12 protein-coding genes are annotated in these 12,505 nt (G+C 51.1%); 5 read left to right on the top strand and 7 right to left on the bottom strand.

What is annotated here, in order from left to right; translation table 11 throughout:
• The first annotated feature begins 249 nt into the window (after window positions 1-249).
• On the top strand, window positions 250-1,974 hold the full coding sequence (glyS, locus tag ABSG49_RS05220; protein WP_424025148.1) for a glycine--tRNA ligase: 1,725 nt from the start codon (window positions 250-252) through the stop codon (window positions 1,972-1,974).
• Between the two features lie 12 nt (window positions 1,975-1,986).
• Here the strand turns inward: glyS and ABSG49_RS05225 are convergent, their stop codons facing one another.
• Both ABSG49_RS05225 and ABSG49_RS05230 read right to left on the bottom strand, forming a co-directional pair.
• The gene (locus ABSG49_RS05225) at window positions 1,987-2,727 is read right to left on the bottom strand and encodes a hypothetical protein (RefSeq protein WP_424025048.1); all 741 of its coding nucleotides are present in this window, start codon (window positions 2,725-2,727) and stop codon (window positions 1,987-1,989) included.
• Between the two features lie 269 nt (window positions 2,728-2,996).
• Window positions 2,997-3,812, bottom strand: coding sequence for a hypothetical protein (locus tag ABSG49_RS05230; RefSeq protein ID WP_424025049.1), 816 nt, complete (start codon window positions 3,810-3,812; stop codon window positions 2,997-2,999).
• A 44-nt stretch (window positions 3,813-3,856) separates the two neighbouring features.
• Here ABSG49_RS05230 and ABSG49_RS05235 point away from each other — a divergent pair, with 44 nt between their 5' ends.
• Window positions 3,857-6,094: a DEAD/DEAH box helicase gene (locus tag ABSG49_RS05235; RefSeq protein ID WP_424025050.1), complete on the top strand. Its 2,238-nt coding sequence runs from the start codon at window positions 3,857-3,859 to the stop codon at window positions 6,092-6,094.
• Window positions 6,095-6,390: 296 nt separating this feature from the next.
• Here the strand turns inward: ABSG49_RS05235 and ABSG49_RS05240 are convergent, their stop codons facing one another.
• Complete coding sequence (locus tag ABSG49_RS05240) at window positions 6,391-7,311, bottom strand: hypothetical protein (protein WP_424025051.1); 921 nt, start codon at window positions 7,309-7,311, stop codon at window positions 6,391-6,393.
• An 868-nt stretch (window positions 7,312-8,179) separates the two neighbouring features.
• Entirely contained in the window at window positions 8,180-8,611 is a 432-nt protein-coding gene (locus tag ABSG49_RS05245) for an Sjogren's syndrome/scleroderma autoantigen 1 family protein (protein ID WP_424025052.1), read from the bottom strand.
• Window positions 8,612-8,690: 79 nt separating this feature from the next.
• Between ABSG49_RS05245 and ABSG49_RS05250 the strand changes: the two genes are divergently transcribed.
• A complete protein-coding gene (locus tag ABSG49_RS05250) occupies window positions 8,691-8,954 on the top strand; it encodes a stationary phase-response protein (protein ID WP_424025053.1) in 264 nt (87 codons plus the stop codon).
• A 119-nt stretch (window positions 8,955-9,073) separates the two neighbouring features.
• On the opposite strand, the gene ABSG49_RS05255 is transcribed toward ABSG49_RS05250, so the two are convergent.
• Window positions 9,074-9,718, bottom strand: coding sequence for a DUF2115 domain-containing protein (locus ABSG49_RS05255; protein WP_424025054.1), 645 nt, complete (start codon window positions 9,716-9,718; stop codon window positions 9,074-9,076).
• 202 nt (window positions 9,719-9,920) lie between these two features.
• Here ABSG49_RS05255 and ABSG49_RS05260 point away from each other — a divergent pair, with 202 nt between their 5' ends.
• Window positions 9,921-10,862 (top strand): DUF475 domain-containing protein, encoded by a 942-nt coding sequence (locus tag ABSG49_RS05260; RefSeq protein ID WP_424025055.1) that lies wholly within the window; start codon window positions 9,921-9,923, stop codon window positions 10,860-10,862.
• A 68-nt stretch (window positions 10,863-10,930) separates the two neighbouring features.
• Here the strand turns inward: ABSG49_RS05260 and ABSG49_RS05265 are convergent, their stop codons facing one another.
• Together ABSG49_RS05265 and ABSG49_RS05270 are read right to left on the bottom strand one after the other, a co-directional pair.
• A complete protein-coding gene (locus ABSG49_RS05265) occupies window positions 10,931-11,737 on the bottom strand; it encodes a 4Fe-4S binding protein (RefSeq protein WP_424025056.1) in 807 nt (268 codons plus the stop codon).
• An 81-nt stretch (window positions 11,738-11,818) separates the two neighbouring features.
• A complete protein-coding gene (locus ABSG49_RS05270; RefSeq protein WP_424025057.1) occupies window positions 11,819-12,235 on the bottom strand; it encodes a secondary thiamine-phosphate synthase enzyme YjbQ in 417 nt (138 codons plus the stop codon).
• Window positions 12,236-12,256: 21 nt separating this feature from the next.
• On the opposite strand from ABSG49_RS05270, the gene ABSG49_RS05275 reads away from it, so the two are divergent.
• Complete coding sequence (locus ABSG49_RS05275; protein WP_424025058.1) at window positions 12,257-12,463, top strand: hypothetical protein; 207 nt, start codon at window positions 12,257-12,259, stop codon at window positions 12,461-12,463.
• Window positions 12,464-12,505: the final 42 nt, after the last annotated feature.

Here is a 12,505-nt window from a genome sequence, read left to right on the forward strand (position 1 = left end):
CGCTTTGTTTGACCAAAAGACGTATAAATTGCGATTAAATTATCCAGTGATTGATGCATGATTTCCTGTGCAGATTGCCCGCATCGGTGTTCTTTTCACTGGCTCAATTGATGCAGTAGTCGGCCCCTCATTTTCCGGTGCGGGGAATTTCATCCTGCGTCAGGCAGCATCTGCACGGACAAAAAACCATCAGAGTCTTTTTGTCGCCAGTCGTTCAACAGTATGAGAGACGAGTATTTCGTGATCACCATGAGCGATGTCTTTGAGAACGTGATGGAACTTGCCAAACGCCGGGGTTTCATCTGGCCTACGTCGGAATGTTACGGTGCGGTGGCGGGTTTTATCGATTACGGTCCGCTTGGCGCGATGATGAAGCGGCGGATCGAGAATATCTGGCGGGATTTTTACGTGATCCGGGAGGGCTATTATGAGATTGAATGCCCGACAATCGCGCAGGAGGCCGTCTTTATCGCCTCCGGCCATGTTGCCGGGTTTGCCGATAAGATGTGCCAGTGCCCGCATTGCAAGGAATACCTGCGGGCAGACCATGTTGCCGAGGGCGGGGGGATCCGGAATGCGTCCACCATGAAAAACGAGGAGCTTGCCGCAGCCCTCGCCAGCTGCAAATGCCTTGCCTGCGAAGAGGTGCTCGGGAATGTCGAGGTCTTCCAGTTCAACCTGATGTTCAAGACTAGGATCGGCCCGGGAGCCCAGCGGACCGGCTACCTCCGCCCGGAGACGGCGCAGGGCATGTTCGTGGATTTTGCCCGGCTGCTCCGGTTCTACCGGGACAAGCTCCCCTTCGGGGCAGTCCAGATCGGCAAATCCTACCGGAACGAGATCTCCCCCCGGCAGGGGATGATCCGGCTCCGGGAGTTCACCCAGGCAGAGGCAGAGATCTTCGTCCACCCGGATGAGAAGAACCGTCACCCGAAGTTCAGCCGCTACGCAGACTACCGGATGCCCCTCCTCACCTCTGACCGGCAGCAGAAGGACGAGGCTCCCATTGTCCTCTCCATGCGGGAAGCCGTGGACAAAGGCGTGATTGCAAACGAGTACGTGGCCTATTACGTGGCGCTCACCCACGAGCTCCTCATCACGATCGGGATAAAACCGGACCGGCTCCGGTTCCGCCAGCACCTGCCCGATGAGCTGGCCCACTATGCGAACGACTGCTGGGATGCCGAGATCTTCTCCGGCAGGTTCGGGTGGGTCGAGACCGTTGGTATCGCCGACCGCACGGACTACGATCTCAACGCCCATGCAAAGCAGAGCGGTACCCCGATGACCGTTTTCATCCAGTACCCGGAGCCCCGCAAGGTGAAACGCCGGCGCATCATCCCCAACATGGGGGTCCTCGGGAAGCAGTACCGGAACAAGGCAAAGGCAATCTTTGCGGCACTCGGGCAGGCGACCCCGACAAAGGACGGCGCAGATGTGGAAGTCGAAGGCGAGAAGATCCATATTCCTGCCGACCTCTTTGAGATCCGTGACGAGGTTATAGATGTGCGGGGCGAGGACATTGTCCCGCACGTTATCGAGCCCTCTTATGGTATCGACCGCATGTGCTATGCGGTGCTCGAACAGGCCTATGACGAGGATACAGCCGATGGTGAGACGCGTACGGTCATGCGCCTGTCCCCCAGGGTGGCACCCGTTCAGGTTGCGGTCTTCCCGCTCATGACCCGTGACGGCCTCGATATCATCGCGGATGAGATCACCCGGACCCTCCACAAGCGGGGCATTCTCGCGGAATATGACGACAGCGGGGCGATCGGCCGGAGGTACCGACGGCAGGACGAGATCGGCACCCCCTTTGCCGTCACGGTTGATTATGACACAAAAGAGAACAACACCGTCACGCTGCGGGACCGGGACAGCATGAAGCAGGTGCGGATCGCGATAGAGAAGCTGCCGGAGACGGTCGGGGCGCTGGTTGACGGGAGCGTTACGTTCGCCCAGCTAGTGCCTTGAAAAATATTATCATTATTCACTTTTTATGGAATCTCTCCATGCGATGTTCTTGGGATCTGACTGAAATTTCTCAACTTTTTTCGAGTGTTTGAACCACCTTTTTAGAAGATCTTTGAATTCTTCAATGTCTTCTTGATCCAAATCATTGTGATATGTCTTCAAAAAGTCTTCAAAAATTAAAAAGGTAAGAAAATTGAACGCTAAAAGATCCGAAATTAAAGAATACGCAACAGGTTTTTGAAAAGTTGGTTTTTTACTAAGACTCAATTCATGACTTTCTTTATACAGTGTAGTTTCCCAGAATGTACTTCGAATGTGTCGGTGAGTGAAATCACACAAATTTCCATAAAGACTTCCCCAGTTCTCTGAATCTGATAATTCTGGATTGATTTTCCCAAATTTTATTTCTTCTCCGTTTATCCAATCGATCGATTTTTCTGGATGTTTTAAAAAAAATTGACTTCTTCGACTAATATCTAATACATCTCTCAAAATTGAATGAAATTCCGAATAGTACCCCTTTTTCAATAAAATCGACAAGCAACGTAACGATTTTAATTTTTCATTCTGAAGAACAATTACCGCAAATGGATATTCCCCTGTCAGTGGCGGTTCTTTACTGAAGTTTTGATCATATATTCTCAAGTTTAAATCTAGCAATTCATCGTTCAGGGCAAACGACTCTCTCAGTATTTTATTTGTTTTTTCTTCACATTCGTTTTCGGCGGATAAAAATAATTCAAGTGATTCCATAATGCAAAATGATCCTTAAGGATTTCATTAATTTATACTAATAATAATTTTATTACAATGATGATGGGGGGCTGATGCCCCCATATCCTCTTTGCGATAGACGCCGCCGCCCCCGACGGGGCGCCCCCGCGGCGGCCATAATTCCTCTACGAGAAAAGAAAACCGGTAATTTGCCCAGCGAGGCCCCGATGAGGCGGCCGAGCGACCCCCGACGGGGGTGGGAATTGTCATAATAAATAGAGCGATTTTAAATTCACTTTGATGAATGCTTACTTACTCTTTTGTTTTTTCATACAACGCTCAATCCGTTTATCCCAATCTCCCATCCAACCTTGTTCTTTGGCTTTCTTTGAAAGTCGGATTACTTCCTCATAATTTTTCTGTTTTTCCAAAATAATGCATAACTGATTGTACCCAACATGAGACGGTAAAGGACTGCCGGGATATTCCTTCAAGAATGCTCTTTTCGCATTCGCTGATATACTGATCTGCTCTTTACAGGCTTCAATCGCGGCTGATAAGTCTGAATCATTTGCGTCCCGATTTCGATAAAGGGTTTGAATCTTGGTTGATAAGAAAAAATGTTTGTCCATCACAGAACCAGTTTTTGATGACATGCTGTCAACTTTTTTGATGATTTTTGAGCTAATTTTTTGATATTCCGGTTTTTTAAACCAACTCAGCAATCCTGTCAATAAGCCTATGGCAGTCTGATCCGTATAAGAAATTTTTCCTTCAATCAGGGAATTTTTTGAAAACCCGAATGGTTGATAGATTGATAATATTGTATCTCGTTCTTCCTTTGTTAGCTCGTTGAACCACCAATCTTGAAGACCAAAATATGCAATTTCACCACCAATTTTTGTGCCATAATTTTGAGAATTCGTTTTATCCGACTTATTATCAACATTCATTTTAACATCTATCTTGTGACTGCATTCATCGCATACGGAATTAAAAAGACCAAAGAAAAAAGAGAGCTGCTTACCGCAACTAGTACAAACCTTACCCATATTTTCCATTTTAAATTGTAATTGATAAATATTTTCTGAATGCAAAACCTTCAATTGGTGTCTCACTCCCACAATTTCCTATATTACCCAAGGACACCTAACTTCTCACCAACCACATGACCTTCATCAGCCACCCCATGGTGAAACCGGACTCTATCGAGTCGCGGGAGTACCAGCTCTCGGTCGCGATGCGGGCGCTTGATGGGAACACGATGGTGATCCTGCCGACCGGTCTGGGCAAGACTGCCGTTGCGCTGCTCGTCGCTGCCTCCCGGCTTTACAACGAGGGGGGCAGGGTGCTGATGCTCGCCCCCACCAAACCTCTTGTGGAGCAACACCTCCGTTATTTCGAACGTTACCTCCTTGCAAAAAGCCCTGCAGGATCAGATGCCTCGCCGTTTGTCATGTTCACCGGAGAGGCCCCGCCCGATGAGCGGACCGCTGACTGGAACCGGGCGACCGTCATACTGGCAACCCCGCAGGTCATCAAGAATGATCTCATCGCAGGGCGGTACACGCTCGCGGATGTGTCCCTTCTCATTGTTGACGAGTGCCACCGTGCGGTCGGCAACTATGCGTATGTCTTCCTTGCCCAGCGGTACCTTGCTACAGCAAACAAGCCGCTCCTCCTCGCGATGACCGCATCACCGGGAGGAGTGCAGGAAAAAGTCCAGGAAGTCTGTGCAAACCTTGGGATCGAACATATCGAGACCCGCACGGAGAATGATCCGGATGTGCGGCCGTATGTGTTCGAGCGCGACCTCGAGTATATCACTATCGATCTTCCGCCCGATCTCAAGGCGGCAATCCAGACCATAAACGCACTCATCGAGGAACGCCTTGCCCTGCTCGCATCCCTGCACTTTACCGTGCCGAAGCGGGAAAAACTCAGCATGAAGGCTCTCAATGCGATCAATGCGCAGATCCAGCAGCGGATTGCCAACCGCGATCCAACGGGGTACTCGGCAGCATCCGTCTATGCCGAGTGCATGAAACTCAGGCACGCGGTGACCCTCGCCGAGTCGCAGGGAAGCGAGGTGCTCAAGGGATACCTTGCCAAACTTGTTGCCGAGGGTAAGGGTGCGGGAGGCAGCAAGGCAAGCCAGCGTCTTGCACAGGACCGTTCGTTCCGTGAACTCTTCGAGCGATCCGTTGAGTGGACCCACGAACTCCACCCGAAACCCGCGATTGCACTTGGCCTTGTCCGGGAACAGCTGGAGGCATCTCCTGACAGCCGGATCATCCTCTTCGCCACGTACCGGGATACCGTGCAGCTCCTTGTCGATTTCCTGACCCGCAACGGGATTGCCTGCGAGCGTTTTGTCGGACAGGCAACGAAGGATGCGGAGAAAGGCCTCTCCCAGAAGAAACAGATCGCAGCCCTCACCCGGTTCCGGGAGGGGGAGTTCAAAGTGCTTATCGCCACGTCCGTGGGTGAGGAGGGGCTGGACGTCCCCTCCACGGATCTGGTGATCTTTTACGAAGCAGTCCCTTCCGAGATCCGTTCCATCCAGCGCAAGGGCCGTACGGGGAGGACCGGGGCCGGCAGGGTGGTTGTGCTCGTCACGAAAGGAACCTCCGATGAAGTGTTCCGCCATGTCAGTACCGCGAAAGAGAAGATGATGCACAAAAGTATGCGAACACTCGGGAGTACGATGATCCCTCTGCAAAAGCCCGTTGCTGTCGAACAGGTGAGCATCGACGAGTTCACACCCCTGGGACCGAAGATTGTCATCGATGACCGCGAGACGTCATCAAAAGTTGTTGAAGTCCTCTCCGGCATGGGAGCAGTGATCCGGCTTGAGCGGCTGGCGCATGGTGACTATGCAATTGGCGACCGGATACTTGTTGAACGCAAGACGGCACGGGACTTTGTCGATACGCTCATCAACCGCGACCTGCTCGGGCAGCTCAAAGAGATGGCCGACGCGGTCCCGCGGCCGGTCCTGATTATTGAAGGAGGGGATCTCTATACCCAGCGGGATATCCATCCCAATGCGATCCGGGGGGTGCTTGCAGCAATCACAGTTGACATGGGGATCTCGCTCATTTATACGAAAGATGAGCAGGATACCGCCCAGATGCTGTTCGTCATTGCAAAACGCGAGGACAGCGAACGCGGAGAGCGCAAGGTGCACCCGCACAAGTCGTACCGCTCCCTGAAGGAAGAGCAGGAGTATATCATTTCGTCATTCCCCGAGATTGGGATGAAGAATGCACGTCTCCTGCTGGCGCACTTCGGGTCGGTGCAGGCGATCGTGAATGCGTCGCTGGAGGAACTTATAGCGGTACGGGGGATCGGGGAGAAGACGGCGGGGAAGATCTTCGAACTGTGCCGGAGGAAGTATGGGTAAGTAATCTATTTTGTGCTTTCCGAAATGATGAACAGAAAATAGAGTAAGGATGCGGATGATATCCGCAAAAAGATATTGAGTATCCCTTATGCCGAATGGAAGAAACGCGGATTTTCCAAAGGGTCGTTACATTACATGAAGAAGAATGCAGAGGGTGATCAGCCGTTTATGTTGAATAAGCATGTCAGGGAGCGGTTGGATCAGTGGGATGAGGCAATGCGATGCGGTGTGGATGGGAATTAATTGGGGTACTAAGTGGAGGATGAATGGATAGAGATGAAAATTGGGAGAAATCATTATTCGGCGTCTGCATCAGGAATTCCACCCATAGTGAGGAACCAATCGATAAATTCCTCATCAAATTCTCCATTATTCGTAATGGATCGTATATCGATTGTTTGTATAACCCCATATCGGGAGAAATAGACACCAATTTTGTTTATTCTATGACCGGCTAGAGAGGAAAAATCGTATGCCTCTTCTTTCGGTAAGGTGTTGTTATTTTTTTCTGCATCTTGGGATAAAACGAGTATTTTCAATTCAGAAATTCGTTTTAAAACTAAATACCCGATTAATTGGTTAAAATAATCTCTCTCAAATTTTGGATTGATGGTTGTTTTAATCTCAATCAAAGCATCATCAAGAATGAGATCTGCATCTGCACCTCCGATCGCTATTGATGCAACACCAAAAGTTGGATTGAGTACGCAGAGAGAAGTAACTTTAAAATGATCTGGATTTATCAGACTTATCATTTTTTTGAGATCTTCGACATCCTCACTCCTTACGCTTTCAATATAATCCGATAACAACCCAATGCGATACACCATTTCAAGCCGAGCTAATTGAATTGAAGAACTGATTAATTCATCAGTCATCACCCCGATCATTAGATATTTTTTGTGCCGCTCCTTGGCGGTTTCAACAATTTTTTTTATTGATTGAAACTTGCTTTCTGATATTTGACCCCGTTTTGTCCAAGTTTCGAGAAGATGTAGAGAGATTTCTGCCAACCAAAGATCACTCTTTTTAATTGAAGGGTTGTTGTTTTCGAGATAAAATCGAAGTAAATAATCAAACGCGCTTCCCACGAGGCTATAATTATTGGTCAATGGCTTGGCCTGAAGAATCATTTTCCTTGTCACGGCAGGCTTTTTAAATTGGGTACGAAATCTATCTTTTACCTCTCGAACTTGTAAAAAACCTGTAAGACTCATTGTATGATGTCCCTTTATTGAATTTTAGTTGGATTACTTAAAAGACAATATACCTGGTATTTTAAATAAATTTATTACTAAAATCTAAACCCTTGCACCGCTCTTTTAGAATAGTGATATCAGAAACGACCGCAGATGTGACGGGTGGCAAAATTGCAGATAACTATAACCCTGTATAAAAGTGCGGTTAGTGGGATTCGAACCCCGGTTACGAGCATGATTAGCCGACTAGAGCAGTAATTAACAACAAAATGTGTGACAAAAGAAGTTTTTCATTTAAGGAAATAGCGATGAACCCTGCCGCCCATCCGGGGGGCGCTCCCGCCTCTGTTCAATGCCCCGTCGAGAGTTCGAACAGGTAAGTGAGTAGCGCAAAACCCGTCAGGTGTTTTGCGCGTAGGGCATCATTGTAATGGCGATATTTTCGATGCAAAAAGAAACAGGAATCCAAGTTTCCCATGGGGGGGTATCCGGTATACCCCCCCTCCATCTGATTTTCAAAACGAACAGACCCCCCCACCCGCATGGGGGGGAGGTATCCGGCATACCCCTCCCCCCCTGTGGCTGGATCAGACCTCCCCTGATCATTATTGAGTAGCCCCTGGGAACGACATCTCCGTCAGAGATCCCTTGCGGTTCACCGCCCCGGGACGCGTGCAATAATGCACATTTCTCATTTTTGAGAAGGGGGGTATGCAGGAGACCCCCCCCTCTTCTTTGGTTTTTGGGAGGGGCTCCCCCCCACCCGTTTCAAGAGTCGAGGGGGGGTTACCCCTGTTTACCTTTGAGCCGTTTGCGCATAGGGCAATTGCATTGTACAGAAAACGACCAGACCGGAAAAATGAGAGAAGATAGGATTATCAGAAATTTACAACCGGCACAGGATCTCGAGCGCTTCGGTCCCGGTTTTCACTGCATTCATCAGCGTCAGGACATGGCCCGGATCCTTCTCGTTCTGGATCCGCTCGCAGAGAGCATGGATCGTCATTGCGAGTTCTTCTGCCAGCAGCCCTCCTTCCTCTTCACAGGTGCACGAATCCTCGTCATGATCCACGCCGCAGGTACAACCGGCGTCGTGATCGTGATTGTGGGTATGGGGCGTTTCAGCCGGTTGCGCAGCCGGGGCTTTCTGGGGCTCGGTTGTCTTCTTCGTGTTCTCGTTCTCGGCGCACACTACGCAGAGTGTCTTGCCCTTGACTTCAAAGAGCGGGCAGCCGCAGGTCGTGCAGCTCTTTTCGAGCATTTTACCCCCTTTGAGGAGGTATTCAGCCATGATTTCGTCTTCTTTTCGTGAGGACATGGGATCACCGTCGGGTCAATATTTAAACTATATATGCCGGTTCCGCATATTAACTACAGGTACACAGGTAGGTGATACCATGCCAATCCCTGAAAAAACCATGGAAAACTGTATCCTGATGCTGCAGCACATCCAGGAAGACAGCTCTATACCCAGAAATATCCGGCGTGTCGCCGACGAGACCCGGACGCTGCTCACGAACAATTCCAAGGCAATGGGGCTGCGCGCCGCGGAAGCCATCTCAAAGATCGATGAAATCTCCAATGATCCCAATATGCCCATTCATGCGCGGACACGGATCTGGGAGCTCGTGTCGCAGCTGGAGACCATCCCGCTGGACTGACACGCTTACGAAGACCTTTTTGTTTTTATATTATTGCCAGCGGCGCCAGCAGATCTCTCTTTAGGATCGCCAGCGACTCTTGCCGGCTTTTCTGGTGCTGCCAGAGAACATGCAGGGTATTACCTTGCCTGCCCGGGCTCTTCGCTCTGCAGCGCCGGGCAAAAGTTACAGATGGAATAAAAAATCTCTTTTTCCTTATCCCGTATCAGGCAATAGTAATCCCTTCCCCGCCGCTCCACTTTGAATCCACCGGGGAACGGCATACCCACCGGGTGCCCCGGCTCGTCAAGGACGAACATGGTGAACGCGGCGATCAAGTAATAGAAAAGACGGTTCTTCGGGTGGCGGAAATACGGGTTCCGCTCGCTGGAATCGTTCCAGGCAAGACTTCCTTCGGGGAGCATCCGGCAGAATTTTTCGAACCGTTCCCTGTCGCGGACCGGGGTTTCAAGCCGTTCGAATGCCCTGCTGTGATGCATGGCGAGCAGGAGATGATGTTTTCCGAACAGTTGTTCGCGGAAACAGGGACGTATGGCCTCCCGGTAGGGGGATGGCAGTTTCTCGATCTCTGCATTCAGCCTCCCGCCGATGATCTGGAGATCGAACGGGGAGTACTTCTGCACTTCCCGGGCAAGGATCGTGCCCAGTTCCCCTTTGGTCCGGACTGAATACATCAGCTGTGCGATGCTGCTGATTTCGTCGTATACCCGGGGGCTGTCCCCGGATGATCCATCCGTTGTACCGGTTGTCTTTTCAGCAGCCATGACAAGAATCCGTTACACTTGTGTTTGCCTTCTCCAGAAATAGAAATTTGCTTCTCTCCCGTTACGTTCCCATTCCCAGATTGTCCTCTCCTCTTCTTTCAGTAAAAGGGCGGGTAATGGAAGAATCGTTTTTTGAAATCCACTCCAGACGGCCCCTCATAATAAGGTTAATGCAACCTGCGGGTCCATATGTGTCTGGTTTATGGACCTCCTCTCCATTGTCTTCATCATCGCCGGACTGTGCCTGTTCGAAACGGTCACCAGCATAGACAACGCCATCATCAATGCCGAAGTGCTCTTTACGATGAGCGAACGGGCGAAACGGTGGTTCCTGACCTGGGGGCTGCTCTTTGCGGTCTTTGCGATCCGGGGGCTCTTCCCATGGCTGATTGTCTGGCTGTCCTCCCCTTCCCTTGGCCCGGCCGGGGCGTTCACGGCAACGTTCTCGAGTGATCCGGTTGTGATTGCTGCCATCGGACAGTCCGCGCCCATCCTCCTGATGGGTGGGGGGACGTTTCTCATGTTTCTCTTCTTCCACTGGCTGTTTCTGGAAGACAAGAATTTCGGTCTGCGGGGCGAGCGGTTCTTCTCATCGAAAGGGGTCTGGTTCTTCGCCGTCGTTTCCATCATCCTTGCAGCCCTTGTCTGGGTTGCCCTTGACTACAACACCCTGGTTGCGTTCGGGGCGGTCATCGGGTCCACGGCCTTTTTCATTGTCCACGGGTTCCGGCAGAATGCCGAGCAGGCCGAGCAGAAGATGCTGCATAATGAGATGTCGGACGTGAGCAAGATCTTCTACCTTGAAGTGATCGATGCCACCTTCTCGATCGATGGTGTCGTTGGGGCGTTTGCATTCACGATGGCAGTACCTCTTATCCTGATCGGTAACGGTCTTGGGGCTTTCATTGTGAGGGAACTGACGATCAGGAATGTCGACAATATCAAAAAATACCTCTATCTCAAGAACGGCGCCATGTATTCCATTTTCTTCCTGGGCGCCATCATGATCATGGACAGTTTCGGGTTCGATATCCCGTTCTGGGTGTCCCCCCTGATCACCTTTGGCATCGTGGGATTCTTCTTTGCAAAATCAATAAAAGCGATTCCAAAACCTGCCCGATCCAAAAGCGACAGGAGCCGCTGATTTTTTCCGGATGCATCATTAAAAAAGGTATCAGTCGGGCAGGATTTTCATGTCAACCCACCCGGACCTTACCGGCCGCCATACGACCTTACGTGCTTCCAGGCACGATGATACGGGGAAAAACGTGCATCCCCCTCATCGTATATCCCCATATCTTCCCGGTGATACTGGGCCCTGTCGCGACCCACCGGGCAAACCCTGATACAGATCCCGCAGGGAGAGATGAACCGTTTGCTCAAGCCTTCTGAGCGGGTTGCACAGGCCTTTTTAGCTGTCAGGCCTGAAGGATAGTCTTTACCGTCAATGGCGTTGACCGGACAGGCATTCACGCATCGCATACAGCGGATACATAACGGTTTTTCAAGGATCGTGTCGGAAGGAATGTCTGCCTCCGTAAAGATTGAGGCAAAGCGGACCCTGGGGCCGAATTCCGGTGTGAGGAGAGTATTGTTTATGCCGAAATTTCCCAGACCGGCGAGATACGCGGCATGGCGATGGGAGAAGAATGCGACCGGCTTTTCCTTCAGGACCTCTATTGAACCATACCCGTCCCGGGGGACCCAGACCGAAGGGAATCCCCGTTCGGTGAGGAAGGATGCGATCCGGTACCCGTTCTGGTCCAGCAGGGCATTGACCGTACGGTACAGTTCATGGTAATAAATCGATGGGGACGTATCCACGATCGGCAGGCTGACCGGCATTCCGATGACGATCACGGTTTTGACTTCCGGGAAGATCGAACCCGGCCGGAACTCTTCAGGTACCCAGGGTTCGAACAACGGAACCTCCCACCGGTCGGCTGAAGCGAAACCTGCAAGAGGTATGTCCAGTTCTGCACATTTCCGGGTGATCTGCTGCTTCAGCGTATCCGTCATCAGAATAACCTCGTGCGGCAGCGATACGCAGGGCGTTGAAGACCGGTATATGCGGGCAGGGGATTGTGATCGTTCATGGTCTCATTCTCCGGTGACGCTGCATATGACGGTTCTTGTGCGCCCTGCATTCGTGTCCAGTTCGAGCAGTACGACCTGCTGCCATGTCCCGCACATCAGCGCCCTGTCCGCCACCGGTATCGTCAGGGACGGTCCCACAAGAGCAGCCTTGACATGGGACCTGCCATTCCCGTCGCCCCACCGGGTGTTATGGGCATAGGGGATATTGTCAGGGGCGAGTACGGACAATGCCCGCTGCATATCCGAAAGGACCCCCGGCTCGTATTCGATGGTCGTAAGTGCTGCGGTCGAGTGCTGTACGAAGAGGTGGACAAGGCCCTCCTTTACCCCGCTCTCCCGTATGGCAGTTCTGACATCTTCCGTCATGTCGATGATCTCCCCTTCACGGTGCGAGGTCACATGAAGCTCTTTACGGTACATATACAATCCCGATCAGGGAGATTGAGTGCCGGGCAGATAAAGGAGACGGCACTACCGGATCAGGAAGAAAAAGAGACCGGTGGATCACCGGATCGTTACCGGCAACTCATTGAGAAGCACGTTCACCCTGTTGTCGATGATTTTACGGTATATGTTCCCGGGTTCAGGTTCCCGGCGGTCACGGATGACACGTCATCAGCATACACGTACAAACTGCCGCTCTTGTAAATATACAGACTGTCCCCCGCTCCCCACTCATCTTAAAGACTA

It is taken from the genome of Methanoregula sp. (assembly GCF_049510175.1).
In the GTDB taxonomy this organism is placed as follows: Archaea; Halobacteriota; Methanomicrobia; order Methanomicrobiales; family Methanospirillaceae; genus Methanoregula.